Origin of the sequence: Paraburkholderia diazotrophica (genome assembly GCF_900108945.1) — a bacterium.
Taxonomy (GTDB): Bacteria; Pseudomonadota; Gammaproteobacteria; order Burkholderiales; family Burkholderiaceae; genus Paraburkholderia; species Paraburkholderia diazotrophica.
Genome location: NZ_FNYE01000050.1, coordinates 1 through 14608, shown reverse-complemented (window position 1 = coordinate 14608; position 14608 = coordinate 1). Strand labels below are relative to the sequence as shown.

12 protein-coding genes are annotated in these 14608 nt (G+C 58.8%); all 12 read left to right on the top strand.

Annotated features, from left to right (window positions below; genetic code table 11):
- Positions 1-28 precede the first annotated feature (28 nt).
- The 12 genes from BMW76_RS35610 (at position 29) to BMW76_RS35550 (ending at position 12974) form a co-directional block, all read left to right on the top strand.
- Positions 29-697 (top strand): substrate-binding periplasmic protein, encoded by a 669-nt coding sequence (locus BMW76_RS35610; RefSeq protein ID WP_245763528.1) that lies wholly within the window; start codon positions 29-31, stop codon positions 695-697.
- A 425-nt stretch (positions 698-1122) separates the two neighbouring features.
- Positions 1123-1956, top strand: a complete 834-nt coding sequence (locus BMW76_RS35605) for an amino acid ABC transporter ATP-binding protein (protein ID WP_090873506.1) — start codon at positions 1123-1125, stop codon at positions 1954-1956.
- An 8-nt stretch (positions 1957-1964) separates the two neighbouring features.
- Entirely contained in the window at positions 1965-2633 is a 669-nt protein-coding gene (locus BMW76_RS35600; protein WP_090873505.1) for an amino acid ABC transporter permease, read from the top strand.
- Between the two features lie 10 nt (positions 2634-2643).
- Positions 2644-3309 (top strand): amino acid ABC transporter permease, encoded by a 666-nt coding sequence (locus BMW76_RS35595; protein WP_090873504.1) that lies wholly within the window; start codon positions 2644-2646, stop codon positions 3307-3309.
- 32 nt (positions 3310-3341) lie between these two features.
- Complete coding sequence (dapA, locus tag BMW76_RS35590) at positions 3342-4220, top strand: 4-hydroxy-tetrahydrodipicolinate synthase (protein WP_090873503.1); 879 nt, start codon at positions 3342-3344, stop codon at positions 4218-4220.
- A gap of 55 nt (positions 4221-4275) precedes the next feature.
- The gene (locus BMW76_RS35585; RefSeq protein ID WP_090873502.1) at positions 4276-5292 is read left to right on the top strand and encodes a 4-hydroxyproline epimerase; all 1017 of its coding nucleotides are present in this window, start codon (positions 4276-4278) and stop codon (positions 5290-5292) included.
- Positions 5289-6578, top strand: a complete 1290-nt coding sequence (locus BMW76_RS35580) for an NAD(P)/FAD-dependent oxidoreductase (protein ID WP_090873501.1) — start codon at positions 5289-5291, stop codon at positions 6576-6578. Before BMW76_RS35585 ends, BMW76_RS35580 begins: the two co-directional genes overlap by 4 nt.
- Positions 6579-6682: 104 nt before the next feature.
- Positions 6683-7756, top strand: a complete 1074-nt coding sequence (locus BMW76_RS35575) for a proline racemase family protein (RefSeq protein WP_090873500.1) — start codon at positions 6683-6685, stop codon at positions 7754-7756.
- A gap of 2 nt (positions 7757-7758) precedes the next feature.
- Positions 7759-9240 (top strand): aldehyde dehydrogenase family protein, encoded by a 1482-nt coding sequence (locus BMW76_RS35570; protein ID WP_090873532.1) that lies wholly within the window; start codon positions 7759-7761, stop codon positions 9238-9240.
- Between the two features lie 11 nt (positions 9241-9251).
- On the top strand, positions 9252-10283 hold the full coding sequence (locus BMW76_RS35565) for a proline racemase family protein (protein WP_090873531.1): 1032 nt from the start codon (positions 9252-9254) through the stop codon (positions 10281-10283).
- Between the two features lie 72 nt (positions 10284-10355).
- A complete protein-coding gene (locus BMW76_RS35560; RefSeq protein ID WP_177200588.1) occupies positions 10356-11057 on the top strand; it encodes a GntR family transcriptional regulator in 702 nt (233 codons plus the stop codon).
- Between the two features lie 906 nt (positions 11058-11963).
- Positions 11964-12974 carry a chemotaxis protein CheB gene (locus BMW76_RS35550; protein WP_090873499.1) on the top strand — a complete coding sequence of 337 codons (1011 nt, stop codon included), beginning with the start codon at positions 11964-11966 and terminating at the stop codon, positions 12972-12974.
- Positions 12975-14608: the final 1634 nt, after the last annotated feature.

Here is a 14608-nt window from a genome sequence, read left to right as displayed (position 1 = left end):
TGGAGCGGCAGTGGCGCCCCCGTATGTCATGCGCGACCCCAAGACCGGGGAATACAGCGGCTTCTTTTCGGAGCTGTGCCGAAACTTCGGGCAGAACGTACTGAAGGTAAAGGTCGAGTTCGTCGATACGACGTGGGACAACATCGTCGCCGGTCTACAGTCGGACAAATGGGATCTGTCGATGGCGCTGAACGATACGCCTGAGCGCGAGAAAGCAATCTCTTTTTCAGCGCCCGCGACGGATTACAACGTATCTTTCGTCTACAACAAGAACAACCCAAAGATTCCCAAGGGGGCCCACACGATTGCGGAAATCGACAAGCCGGGCGTGAATGTCGCGGTCATGTCGGGGACCGCGCAGGACAAGGCGATCTCGGCCGTCTTCAAGCAAGCTCAAATCATGCGACTGCCGGGCAACGACGAAACGCGTCTTGCGCTGATGTCGAAACGCGCGGACCTTCTGGCCGACGCGAATATCACCAATATGCTTTTGACTGAAGCGCATCCGGACTGGGCCGCCGCCATTCAACCGACGCCGCCGCTGGCACAACAGGAAGTCGCGTTTGGCGTCCGCAAGGACACTCCGCCCGCCGATATTGCCGTTCTCAACAGGTATTTGAGCCAGCAAGTCAGTTCGGGTGCCGTCAATCGGCTCATCAAGGTCTCCGTCCAGTCGATGCTGGCGTCGAACAAGTAGTTTCGCTGCGCATTGCCGCGAGCCCGCAATGGGCTTGCAGAGAGCATGCCGACCATGGTGCTTGCCCGGTTCGGCGATTTGCCACAAGTTCGGAGCCTCGATGCTTGCACGGCAGAGAGCTATCCAGCTCCCTGCCGTCTTTCATTTCAGCCATCACGGAATGGGTTCGCCTCTTTTCCAACTGGCGACTCAAGCGCTCAGTGATTTCCCTGGATTCAGCCAACGGTCGTTGACAGTCCCAAACTCGTCCTCCTAGTATTGCATACATCGCTGCACACAACAAAGGGCACAATAATGTGTGCCGCATAGGAGGTAAGGCTGAAGCCGATGCAGATGGCTTCTGCGCATCGTGTCAGCACATCAGGAAAACGTCGGATTCGATTCACAATCACGCGCCCATCGGCGCGTTCCGCTGGAGAGACTTCATGTTGTCACCTCAAACCATGGTTTCCCAAAACCACATTCCGTCGGCCGTTGCGGACCTCTCGCCGTCCACGACCGGCGAATTTGTGCAATTCAAGGACGTATTCAAGTCCTATGGCGAAAACCTGGTGGTCATGGACCGCATGAACCTGGATATGCGCGCCGACGACCGGCTCGTCATCATCGGCCCGAGCGGCAGCGGCAAGAGTTCTCTGCTGCGCGTGATGATGGGGCTTGAAGGCATTCAGGGCGGCGAGATTGGTTTTCAGGGCAAGCCGTACATCTACGGCGCAGATGCCGGGCGCTCAAAGCGTATCGACACCAAACTGCAAAAGCAGATCGGGATGGTGTTTCAGCACTACACGCTGTTTCCGCATCTCTCGGTCTTGAGCAACCTCATCCTCGCTCCCGTGAAAGTCAGTGGTCTTTCCAGGGCGCAGGCAACAGAACGCGCCCGCATGTATCTGGCGCGGCTCGGTCTCGAAAGCAAACTCCACGCATATCCCAGTCAGCTCTCCGGCGGGCAGAAACAACGCGTTGCAATTGCTCGCGCTCTGATGCTCGAACCCAAGCTGATGTTGTTCGACGAAGTGACCTCGGCGCTCGACCCTGAGATGGTCGTCGAAGTACAGAACGTAATGATTCAACTCGCCGAGCAGAAGATGGCGATGATTATCGTGACGCACGACATGCACTTTGCGCGCGACATCGCTACTCGCGTCGTATTTTGTGCGGGCGGAAAAATCGTCGAACAGGGTGCCCCGGCCGACATGTTCAAGTGCCCGAAAGAAGCCCGCACTCGCGAATTCCTCGAAAAAGTTCTGCATCTCGATTGAGGTCTGCCATGTATCACTTCGACTTCGATTTCCTTCAAGGCAGCGTCGGTACTCTGCTCGCCGGTCTCAAAGTGACTATCGAGCTTGCGATTGCATCGAACATCATGGGCCTCGTGCTCGGATTTCTTCTGTGTCTTCTGGCGATGAGCCGTTGGGTCATTCTCCGTTGGCCGTCGCAACTGTTCATTGAGTTCTTCCGCTGCACGCCCGCGTTGCTTCAAATCGTCTGGTTCTTCTATTGCATTCCGATGATGGTCGATGTGTTTATCGACCCCATCATGATGGGCGTGCTGGCACTCGGACTTAACCTGACGGCATTCAACGCCGAAGCCTATCGGGCTGGTGTACAGGCAGTGCCCAAGGAGCACCTTGACGCGTCAGTCGCGCTTGGGCTGAAGCCGTGGCAACGCACGGTCTACGTGGTACTGCCGCAAGCGCTTCGTAGTGCGATGCCGGTCCTCATGACCAATGGCATCGGGAGTCTCCAGCAAAGCGCGCTCGTCGCTATCGTCGCGGTCGCGGACCTCATGTATGTCGGCAAGAGCCTTGCGACGGAAGCGTATCGGCCGCTCGAGACCTACACGGTAGTCGCACTCATCTACTTCGCGCTGTCTCTGCCGATCGCAAGACTCGTCCACGTCATCGAGCGTCGTCAGGACCTCGCTGTGCAGCGTTGAGGGGAACACCATGCATCTCGACTTTTCCACCGTCCTGCCGTACTGGCTGGTCTTGCTGAAGGGACTGGGGCTGACCGTCGCGTTCACGAGCAGCTGCGCGGTTATTGGCAGCCTCGCAGGGTTTGTTCTCAGCCTGCTGCGTATGTCTCCCTCGCGCTGGATGAAGGCGGCGACAACTCTTTACGTGGAGTTTTTCCGTGGAACGCCTTTGCTTATCCAGCTGTTCTGGGTGTACTTCTGCTTCCCCGTGGTCTTCAGGGTTCCGATTCCGCCGTACGTTTCTGTGGTGATTTCGCTGACGCTGTACATGGCGGCCATTACCAGCGAGACCTTTCGCGGTGCGTTGAAGTCCATTTCGGCAGAGCAGCACGACGCATGTATCGCGCTGAGCCTTTCGCCTCAGGTAAAGATTCTGTACGTGATTTTCCCGCAGGCATTGCTGCGAGCCATTCCGCCGCTGCTGTCGAACATCGTCAGTCTGTTCAAGGAAAGCGCGCTCATTTCGTCTGTCGGTGTTGCTGACCTGATGTTTGTCGGGCAGAACATTTCGAACAGTACCGCGCGCCCCGTCGAGTTTCTGACGACCGTTGCAATGATTTATTTCCTTGTCGCTTTCCCGCTGACGCGTCTGGTCGGCGTGGTTGAAACGCGATTGCTCAGGCGTTTTGCCTACTAACCCACCCAGTCCATCGTTAAGTGGAGAAACACATGCAGATGAAAGGAATCCTGCCCGCGCTCGTTACGCCGTTCAACCAGTCCGGTGCCGTCGACCACGACACGCTTGCCAACATCCTCGAGTTCCAGCTCGAGGCAGGGGTCAGTGGGTTCGTGCCCCTGGGCTCGACGGGCGAATACTATGCGCTGACGCACGACGAGCGACGCGCCATCCTGAAGACGGTTCTCGAAGTCGTGGGTGACCGTGGCACGCTCATCGGCGGCGCGAACGGTTCGTGCACCCGCGAAGTCATCGAACAGGTTCAACTCGTTCGCGACGCGGGTTACAGGAACGTGCTCATCGCTCCGCCGTATTACGCCTTGCCGTCGCAACAGGAACTCATCGGCCACTATGAAGCCATTCTGAAGGCAGTGCCGGACGTCGACATCGTCCTTTATAACTATCCGGTCAGGACCAATGTGGAAGTTGGCTTCAGCGTGCTCGACGCCTTTAAGGACAACGCGCGCGTCGTCGGTATCAAGGAAAGCAGTGGCAATCTGCTGCGCGCCATTGAAATCGGCGAGAAATACAAGGACAACTATCAGCTGTCGTGCGGCTCCGACGACCAGGCACTCGACTTCTTCCTCTGGGGCGCAAGCAGCTGGATTTGCGGCCCTGCAAACTGCTTCGTGAAGCAGGTGGTGGACTTCTACAACAAGTTCACGGCAGGCGACATTCGCGGCGCTCAGGATGTGATGCGTTCGCTCTTCCCGGTCATGGCGACGATGGAAGCAGGCAAGTTCGTGCAGAAGGTCAAGTACGGCTGCGAGCTCGCCGGCTTCAAGGTCGGCGCAGCCCGCATGCCGTTGCAACCGCTGACCGACGAAGAAAAGGCCGAATTCCGGGCCGTGTTCGAAGCCGCGCAGGCTTGATGAACAGGCCGGCGGAGCAGTCCGCCGGCATTCCTTTCTTTCGAGACATTCTGGAATGAGCAGACACAGTTTCGCGAGCATCGAAGGGCATACGGAAGGCATGCCAGTTCGTATGGTGGTTGACGGGGCGCCGCCTCTTGCGGGTGCGACCATGGAAGCGCGCCGCAAGGCGTTCATCGAAAGTCACGACTGGATTCGGCGGGCGTTGATGCTCGAACCGCGCGGCCATTCCCATATGTCCGGCACACTGTTTTATCCGCCGCTTTCCGAAGACGCGGACATGAGCCTGCTATTCATTGAAACCTCAGGCTGCCTGCCAATGTGCGGGCATGCTTCGATTGGTTCCATCTCGTTTGCACTCGAAGCCGGGCTCATTCAGCCGAAATTGCCCGGCACGGTCGTCGTTGACGTGCCTGCGGGGAAACTGGCCGCCACGTATGAAATGGAAGGCGGTCGGGTCAGGACGGTCCGCTTTACCAACGTGCCGAGCTTCCTTCTTTATCGGGACGTTGAAATCGACCATCCGCATTTCGGCAGACTCAACATTGATATTGCTTACGGCGGCAATTTCTACCCGATTGTCGAAGTGCAACTGAACTTTCCCGGATGCGAGTACTTCTCTCCAGATGAACTTTTGAAGTGGGGACGCCAACTGCAGGCCGCGGTGAATGAAGCCATCGAGGTAGTCCATCCGGACAACCCGAGCATTCGAATGGTCAAACACACCATGTGGACGGGTGCACCTCTATCGGATGACGCTGACGCACGCGCGGTAGTTATCGCCGGCGACAGCCTCATCGACCGCTCGCCCTGTGGCACTGGCACATCCGCGCGCGTTGCACAGCGACATGCGCGTGGACTTCTGCGGGAGGGACAGTCATTCCGACATCAGAGCCTGATTGGCAGCTGTTTCACAGGTCGGGTCGAATCAACAACAAAGCTGAAGAACGGCCTCGACGCAGTTTTGCCAAGCGTCGAAGGTCGCGCATGGCTGACGGGTCGGGCTGAACACTACGTCGACGACGCGCAGCCATACGCTCATGGCTTCAGTCTGCAGGAGTATGTCAATTGAACGCCGTTCCTCGCGAAGCGTCTTCGCTTGATGGGCTCCCGTCCGCACAGGAAGTGGCCGTAGTGATAGGCGGTGGAATCGTAGGCGTATGCTGCGCGCTCTATCTTCAGCGGGCCGGATACGCCGTCACACTCATCGACCCGGAGGCGCCGGGCAACAGCACTGCGAAATGGAGTTGTGGCCAGATGGCCGTGAGCGAAATCATTCCGCTCTCCAAGCCAGGCATTCTCATGAAAGTGCCAGGCTGGCTGATGGACCAGAAGGGGCCGCTCGCGCTTCGTCCCAGTGCGCTGCCCGGAATCATCCCATGGTTCCTCCGGTTTCTCATGTGCGCGAGACACTCGAAAATCGTGGACATTGCCCGGTCCATGGCGACGCTCACGCATGACGTCTATTCGGACTTCGCTCCGCTGCTTGACGCCTGCGATGACAAGACGCTCATGGGCGAGCGTCCCATTCTGGAAGTATTCGACGACCCTCGTGCACTGGACCATGAGCAGCCGCATCTGGAACTGCGGCAATCGCTTGGTTTCAAGTCGCAACGACTCAACGCGAAGGAAATCAGTGACCTTGAGCCGGCATTCGCCGGCAAGTTCGCTCACGGGCTGATTTTCCCTGACTGGCGCGCAGTGAGCGATACGATGGGTTTCATCGCAGCACTCACGGAAAGTTTCATCGCCCAGGGCGGCCGCCGCATCCAGACTGAAGCCGCGAAAATCGACGAATCGAATCGTCGCGCGACCGGGGTTACGCTCGCGAATGGCGAACGTGTTGCAGCTAACCACGTTGTCGTTGCGGCAGGTACTGGCACACGCCGGTTCTTCGGCTCGCTTGGCATCGATGTGCCGCTCGCAGGAATTGCAGGCTACCAGGCCGTCGTGTCGGACCTGGGTGTGGAAATCCGCCACTCGACTATCTATGCAGACGGGGGCTTTTGCTTCACCCCGATGACCCGGGGTCTGCAGATTGGCGGGACCATCGAGTTCGCTGCCAATGGTGCAGAACCAAATTTCAAACGTGCGGACATCATCCTGGAGAAAGCGAAACGCATGCTGCCGGAAATGCGGACGTCGCGGGTCGAGTACGGCGTGGGGTATCGCCCGTTCCTTCCCGACACTAAACCTATCATCGACCGCTCTCGCAGGCTGGGCAATGTTTGTATGGCGTTCGGTCATGGGCAGCTTGGCCTCACACTCGGCGCCACAACGGGAAGGCTGATTGCCGACCTGGTTGCCGGCCGTCCCACCAGGCAAGACCTTGCGCCATTCAGTGCGTATCGGTTCTAAGAAGCGGTTCCAAGAAACGGTTCTAAGAAGCGGTTCTAAGAAGCGGTTCCAGGAAACGGTTCTAGGAAACGGACTCATCTGAAGCATTTGTCGCGGAGAAACCAATGCGTTGGAACAGGACTTTCACGATGGTGAGTTGCCATGCGGAGGGTGAAGTCGGCAATGTGGTGACGGGCGGACTGATTGACGTGCCCGGCGCAACGATGTTCGACAAAATGATGTATCTCGAAGAACACGGCGACGAGCTGCGAAAAATCTGTCTCTTCGAACCTCGCGGCGCTGTCAATCACAACGTCAACTTCATTTTGCCGGCGACGGACCCTCGCGCGCAGATGGGGTACGTGATTGGTGAGTCAACCGAATACGTGGCGATGTCCGGCTCGAACACGATGTGCGTCGCGACAGTACTGCTCGAAACAGGCATCCTGAAGATGGAAGAGCCCGTAACCGAACTGGTGCTGGAGGCGCCCGCCGGCCTCATTCACGCGCGTTGCGAATGTTCGAATGGCAAAGTGACGCGAGTTGAATTCACAAACCAGCCGGCCTTCGTTGCTCACCTTGATGCCAATGTCGAGGTCACTGGTGTCGGCACCATCAAAATAGACGTCGCCTACGGCGGCATGACTTACGCACTTGTCGATGCGCAATCTCTTGGCTTTGAGATTACACCGGACGAGGCGCGAGACCTTTGTGAACTTGGACAGAAAATCAAGGCCGCTGCAGTCGACCAGCTTCCCTTCTCACATCCACAGAACCCACTCATCAAAGGTGTGACGAACACGCAGTTCATGGGGCCGTTGAAACGGGAAAATGGATGGCTCTTCTCGCGCAATACCGTGATTGTTTCGCCCGGACGCTGTGACCGTTCTCCATGTGGTACGGGAACCTCGTCGCGTCTCGCAGTGCTGCATGCGCGCGGCCTCATCGATGTGGGCGAGACGTTCATTCACGAATCAATTACCGGTTCGAGATTCGAAAGCCGGGTTGCGTCGACGACGACGGTCGGCGATTACGCAGCCGTCGTGCCCGTCGTAGCTGGCCAGGCATGGATAACCGCCATTTCCCAGATTGGCGTCGACCCGACGGACAGATTCCAGACCGGCTTCACCGTCGCGGACACCTGGCTCGAAACCGTTGACGACAAACTCATCAAATCGCGAAAGCAGGGATGCATCTGACCATGAAATCGTATGACAAGCTCTTCATCAATGGCCGCTGGGTCGCGCCCGTGCAAAACGGAACCTTCGAAACCATCGATCCGAGCACGGAAAAGGTGCTTGCGAAAGTCGCCGCTGCAACTTCGGAAGACGTCGATGCAGCAGTCAAGGCTGCCCGCGAAGCCTTCGACAATGGTCCGTGGCCGCGTATGAGCGGCGCCGAGCGTGGCGCTATTCTCCGCAGAATCGGGGAAGGTATTCGTGACCGTATTCAGGAACTCGCAGAAATCGAGGTGCGCGACAACGGGAAGCCGCTCCCGGAGGCTCTCTGGGACCTAGGCGATGCAGCGGGCTGCTTCGAGTTCTATGCCGGGCTTGCCGAAACGCTGGACTCTCTTGCGGAGAAGCTTGTCGCGCTGCCCGATGACCGCTTCAGCTCTGTTGCGCGCAAGGAGCCCGTCGGGGTCGCTGGCGCCATCATTCCGTGGAATTTCCCAATGCTGATGGCCGCATGGAAAGTCGCGCCAGCGCTCGCAGCGGGTTGTACGATGGTCCTGAAGCCGTCAGAGCTGACACCGTTGACAGCGCTCGAGCTCGGTGACATCGCAACTGCCGCCGATCTGCCACCCGGTGTGCTCAATATCATTACCGGCCTGGGTAAGGATGCGGGCGCGCCGCTAAGCGCGCATCCCGGAATCGACAAGCTGGCGTTCACGGGTAGCGTGCCGACGGGTAGCCGCATCATGCAGGCGGCCGCCCGCGACATCAAAAACATCAGCCTTGAGCTGGGTGGGAAGTCGCCATTTATCGTCTTCGACGATAGCGATATCGATGCCGCGGTCGAGTGGATTATGTTTGGCATCTTCTGGAATCAAGGGGAGGTTTGCTCGGCTACGTCGCGAGTGCTCGTGCAGCGTGGCATTTACGAGCGCCTGCTCCAACGGCTCGAAGAGGAAACGCGCAAAATCACTATCGGAAACGGCCTCGAGGATGGCGTGCTGCTCGGTCCTATTGTCAGCCAGGGACAGTACGAAAGGGTGCTTGAGGCGGTACAGCGTGGCAGGGATGAAGGCGCGCGACTGGTAACGGGCGGGGGGCGTCCGGCGCATCTCGACAAGGGTTACTTTATGGAGCCAGTCGTATTTGCGGATGTGCGGGAAGACAGCTGGGTATGGAACGAAGAGATTTTCGGCCCGGTGGTCTGCATCCGGCCTTTTGATGAAGAGGCCGAAGCGGTACGGTCCGCGAACGACTCCAGGTTTGGCCTGGCTGCCGCAGTGATGTCTCGTGATGACGCGCGTTGCGAGCGTGTAGCTCGCGCGTTGCGCGCGGGCATCGTCTGGATTAACTGCAGCCAGCCGACGTTTACGGAAGCGCCGTGGGGCGGCTACAAGCAGAGCGGCATTGGTCGCGAACTCGGCGAGTGGGGCTTGAACAACTATCTCGAGACCAAGCAAATCACGCGTTTCAACAGTGACAAGCCTTGGGGCTGGTACATCAAGTAAGCGGGACTATCATGCGCTGGAAAAAGACGCTTCAGCTGGTCGACGTTCATTGCGAAGGCGAAATCGGTAAGGTCATCACGGGAGGGGTTGTCGGTATTCCCGGTGAGACGATGCTCGACAAAATGAACTACATCAACGAAGTCGACGACAGTCTTCGAAGGCTCGTCGTGCTGGAGCCTCGTGGATGCCTTCAGATGTCGGTTAATCTGCTGCTGCCGCCGACACGGCCTGAAGCGCACGCCGGATTCATTGTGCTGCAGGCAGACAAGGCACATCCGATGTCAGGTAGTAACGCGATCTGCGTCGTGACCGCGTTGCTGGAACTGGGTATGGTCGAGATGCAGGAGCCAGAAACGACTGTTGTGCTCGATACGCCGGCAGGATTGGTCACTGCGCGCGCGACCTGCAAGGACGGGCGTTGTATGGGTGTTTCGCTCGACATGGTGCCCGCATTTGTCGAACAGCTGGACTTCAGCTTCGAGACGTCACAGTTCGGGAAAATCATGGCGGACATCGCTTTCGGTGGGGTCTATTACGCGCTCATTGATGTCGAACAGGTGGGGCTGAGAATTGCCCCTGAAAATGCGCGCGAGCTTGCGGAGCTTGGGGTTTCGCTGAAGGATGTCATCAACCGGCAAATTCGGATACAGCATCCCCTCTACCCGCAGATTAACGAAGTCGCCTACGTGATGTTCCGCAACCGCGTCAGTGACGAGCTGTATCAAACGTGCACGACACTGCCTCCCGGACGGGTTGACAGGTCACCGTGCGGGACGGGAAGTTCAGCCAACCTCGCAACGCTGGCCGCCCGGGGACTGGCGGACGTTGGCAGTCGGCTCAAATCGCGCTCGACGATCGGAGGCGAATTCAACGTCGAATTGCTGGGGAAAACCGATGTGGGTGGCAGGCCAGCAGTTCTTCCGCGTATTCAGGGGCGGGCGTGGCTCTACGGTATCCAGCAGATTGGGGTCGACCCCGACGACCCGCTGGCCGATGGCTTCATGCTCAGCGATACGTGGGGCTCGGGTTTCCCGAAGGCCTGAGGCGGAGTGCGCGCGATGATAAACTTGAATGCGCGCCCGTCTTTCCGGGCCCACGATTACGGTGGTGAAACGATGAGCAAAGGTACGGCGGAGACTGAGCCCCGTCGGCATGGCGGACGATACATCTACGAAGAACTGCGAAAGCAGATACTGACGCTCCAACTGAAACCAGGTGCGCCGCTGGACGAGGTTTCACTTGCGGAGCAGTTCGGGCTTTCGCGTTCGCCGGTGCGCGATGCGCTTGCGCGGCTGATTAGCGAAGGGCTGGTGACGATACTTCCGAACCGGACGACGCTTGTGACGCCGTTCGAGATTGAGGAATTTCCGAAATACATTTCGGCGCTGGATCTTATCCAGCGTGCCGTCACGCGCCTCGCGGCTCAGCATCGGACCGATGCCGACCTTGCCCGGATTCGCAAGGCGGATGACGTCTACATGCAGGCAGTTGAGAGTGGCGACTTTCAGGCGATGTCGGAGACCAACAAGGCGCTGCACATGACCATCGCACATGCGGCCAACAACCCGTATTTCGTGGGGTATTACGAGCGCCTGTTGGGCGAGGGCCAGCGTCTGCTGCATCTGCATTTTGACTTCACAGTCACGTCGCCTACGGCAGCAAAGCTCGGGCGTGACCATGACGAACTGATAGACGCAATAGCGAGAAAAGATGCCGATGCCGCCGAAAAAGCGGCGCACGAACACACGATGCTATTCCAGAAGCGGTTCCTGGATTACATGCGGCAGAACATGACGGAGTCGATGGCGATTCTGTAACGGACGCAGGCAGCTTTGGTCTTTCCAGGGCTGCCTTATTCTCGCGGTTCGCTATCTGGTTCGTCCCGACAATCCCTTCATACGCGCCCACAGTTCAGGAACGTAAGACGTCGCTGCGTTGACCCTGAACCATTCCGATGCAGGCTCACCGGGCCGGAAATAGGAGCCGGGTGCTAGCCCTATCCATTTTGCCAACGCTTCGTGGGCCACTTCGATACTGTCCTGAGGTCTGACAGGCGGCTTCGCCCAGAAGAACAGCCCGGCGTTTGGCGTAAGGAAGACTTCAAGTCCTGCATCGGCCATCGCCTCGGTAACGCGCACGTGAGCATTGAATAGACGTCACGTGTACGGAGTCGCGGTTGCGCAAGGCGAACGCTGCAATTGCGCAATTTCTCCAGGAGCGGGCCTGCCACTACGAATTGCATGTCGGCGGAACGCCGCGAGAACTGTGGTTGATCGCGATATGGCGCTCCTGCGAACCGACAGAGCGTTCAATCACTTTTGTGAAAGCTGTCGTCTAGTCTTGCTGCGGTCGTTCATGGTCGGATAGCGTTCGCACGTAAGCAGAAATTCGAACGCGCGTTGAGGAGCAGTTCCGCCTCATATCCTGAAACCGTACATACCGTTTTGCGGCTTACCAAGCGGGCGCGCGAAATCGTCGTCAATCGACATCTTGATTGTCACGAGCGGAACCCGGCCTTGCTCTTTTTTCATTCGAAACACCCTCCGTGAGAAAGCATCCGCAACTCTGGCGAGCAGACATCGATTGCAGCAGACGGGTCAAGGCATAGAGCTTGCGCTTTCCGATGGAGGTAAGCGTGGTCTTTCGCAGATCGCACGGCAGCGATTCCGTCTGGTCACGAATCAGAATGTTTTCGTCCCGTTGAATGACGAAAGGAGAAGACCGTGCAACCCCATTCCGACACCAGAGATATCGTCGCAGTCGGCGCCTCCGCAGGCGGGGTGCCGGCGCTGACTGCCCTGTTCAGCCGTTTGCCTGCTTCGCTGCCCGCAGCTGTGCTTGTAGTGCTTCACATTCCTGCACATTCTCCAAGCTTCCTTCATAGCATCATCTCGAGAGCCACGCGACTCCGTGTTGTCGCCGCCGAAAACGGGATGCGACTGGAGAAAGGGACCGTCTATGTCGCCATCCCTGACAGGCACCTGACGGTGGATGCGGATCGCGTCAAGCTGACCCGCGGTCCCAAAGAATGCCGCGCGCGGCCATCTATCGACGCCCTGTTCAGGTCAGCGGCTGTCCACTGTGGGCCTCGCGCCATTGGCGTGTTGCTTACGGGCGCATTGGATGACGGCACGGCGGGCCTATGGGCGATCAAGGATCAGGGTGGCATGGCATTGGTGCAGGATCCCTCCGAAGCCGAACACGCGTCGATGCCAGAGACTGCGATCGAGCACGTCGAAACAGATTTCGTTGGCAATCTCGCATCGCTGGCGCAACAGATCGCCGAACGCTGCGGGGAACCGGTTGCAACAGGCCGTCGCGGCGTTGCGCCGGAGCGCATGGCCGTGGAAAACCGTATAGCCGGTGGTGCGAGCGGCATGGAGTCGGGAATCATGGAGCTTGGGAACGTATCGCGATACACATGTCCTGAATGCCACGGCGTTCTGGTCGAGATTCACGAAGGTTCAATCGTCCGGTTCCGTTGCCACACAGGTCACGCTTTTTCCATGAAGACGCTGATGGCGGAACTCAATGTCGAGATCGACCGGACCTTGTGGGATACGGTCAGATCCATTGAGGAAAAAATCATGCTTTTGAGGCAGGCGGCCGAACTGGCCCGGAATTCGGGAAACCTTGCCAACGTAGACCGATACCTCCGGGTTACGGAAGCTGCCAACAAAAGCCTGAAGCCACTGCGTGAGCTCGTGGAGGACCCAGCCCTCTTTCATGACTGAGAAAGCGATAGTTAAAGGCTTGCGATAGCGCGCACGTTCACCGGCTGTCCCACCGCGTTGTGTGCTCGGTCAAGACCACGCGGTCACAAAAGACATTGATGTGGCAGCCCGGCGGTTAATCCCGACGGATGCTGCTCTTGATGCCCGTCAAGCCGCGCCCGATCATAACGAGCCCCGACCAGACAGACCTTCATTTCAGGCTTGAACGCCAACCGGTCAACGGGTCACGCTTGAAACGCCAAAGGGCTAAGACCAATAAATGGCCTTCAGCGAAAGCAGAAAATGAGCGCTCTGGTAGATGTCGTTGAGACTGCGTGTGTTCGATCGGCAGCGAAGGTATTGGCACGACGGCCGTAGAGTCGGGTCAACTGCCAGTTGGTCGTTATCCGATATTAGAAGCAGCTTATTCGCCCTGTTACCTGCAAGCCATCCCCGGCCTTGCCTTATTTCCGCGTCAATCACGATCACACAGTTCGATTGGTTCGGGCTACAGGCACAGCGAATGCTTCACCATCGTGTCGTCGCCAGACTGCGAAGTCATCGCGGAAGAGCACGCGGACGGCGACTCCGGCCATCCGTCCGGATCGGCCACGAAGATGGCGGGCATTTTCATAGCTCAAAGGCTTACGATAGAAAACCTGGTACACCGCTCCATTGCTGTGGCGGAACCAGGGGTCGAATACGCAGAACGGTCCCGCGGCTCATTTCGATGAGCACTCCGCAGGGGGACGGCACATGAACGTAGTGAATGGAAGGATCAGACGACACAATCCGAAGCCTGTTGTAACGTTCAGGCAGGTCAAGCTTGCGCATTCGGGTGCAGGTAGCCCGGATGCAGACATCGAGGCCGCACCACTTGCGCGGGGCAGGCGCCTTGCGCTTTGGGTTGCGTCGGCGAGCGCATTGGCTGTCGGGGTCATGGGTATCGTCGCCTATGGCGATCGCGTCGACTATGATCAGGCGCTCGGGATCGGCGGACCGACGTCGCCAGCGCCACACGCGTCCTGGTCCGGTCATGTCGCGCTACCATCGTCGCCTCCCGCTCGCGGAACCGCAGTTGCCAGTGCTGCGCCTGCCCCGCCTGTGTCTTCCGCTCCGTCCGATCTCCTCGCTGGACCTGCTCCGGATTCTGCTGTGCCGCCGTCGGTTACACGAGAGCCTGGTCAAGCAGGCGATGCCGCCGCACAGAATAGCCACCATTCGGCGCCGCACCCGAGAGCAATCGCGCGGCATGCGCCCAGGATCACCCGACCCACGTCACCAATGCAACAAGCGTTTTCATCCGGTCAAGTCGGGAGATCATCGACACCTCCTGCCCGGGGAACTGCAATTGGCAATGCTGAGCTCGCCCCGCCCGTGTCTTCCGCTTCGTCCGATCAGCGCAGTGCACCTTCTCCGGATGCTGCTTCGCTGCAGGTTGCGGAAGGGCAGCCTGCAGGCGGTCGCGGTGGAGGAGGTTCGGGCGTAGGAGGCTCGGGTGCAGGCGGTCCGGGCGCGGGCAGTGCGGGTGCAGGCGGTGCAGGTGCCGGCGGTCCGGGTGCAGGCGGTGCGGGCGCAGGCGGTCACGGCGCAGGCGGTGCAGGCGCGGGCGGTTCGGGCGCAGGTGGTGCGGGCGCAGGTGGTGCGGGCGCAGG

Excerpts from the sequence above, each read along its gene's own strand:
- BMW76_RS35610 (WP_245763528.1), top strand. The coding sequence starts at position 29 with ATGCGCGACCCCAAGACCGGGGAATACAGCGGCTTCTTTTCGGAGCTG.
- BMW76_RS35605 (WP_090873506.1), top strand. The coding sequence starts at position 1,123 with ATGTTGTCACCTCAAACCATGGTTTCCCAAAACCACATTCCGTCGGCC.
- BMW76_RS35600 (WP_090873505.1), top strand. The coding sequence starts at position 1,965 with ATGTATCACTTCGACTTCGATTTCCTTCAAGGCAGCGTCGGTACTCTG.
- BMW76_RS35595 (WP_090873504.1), top strand. The coding sequence starts at position 2,644 with ATGCATCTCGACTTTTCCACCGTCCTGCCGTACTGGCTGGTCTTGCTG.
- dapA (WP_090873503.1), top strand. The coding sequence starts at position 3,342 with ATGCAGATGAAAGGAATCCTGCCCGCGCTCGTTACGCCGTTCAACCAG.
- BMW76_RS35585 (WP_090873502.1), top strand. The coding sequence starts at position 4,276 with ATGAGCAGACACAGTTTCGCGAGCATCGAAGGGCATACGGAAGGCATG.
- BMW76_RS35575 (WP_090873500.1), top strand. The coding sequence starts at position 6,683 with ATGCGTTGGAACAGGACTTTCACGATGGTGAGTTGCCATGCGGAGGGT.
- BMW76_RS35570 (WP_090873532.1), top strand. The coding sequence starts at position 7,759 with ATGAAATCGTATGACAAGCTCTTCATCAATGGCCGCTGGGTCGCGCCC.
- BMW76_RS35565 (WP_090873531.1), top strand. The coding sequence starts at position 9,252 with ATGCGCTGGAAAAAGACGCTTCAGCTGGTCGACGTTCATTGCGAAGGC.
- BMW76_RS35560 (WP_177200588.1), top strand. The coding sequence starts at position 10,356 with ATGAGCAAAGGTACGGCGGAGACTGAGCCCCGTCGGCATGGCGGACGA.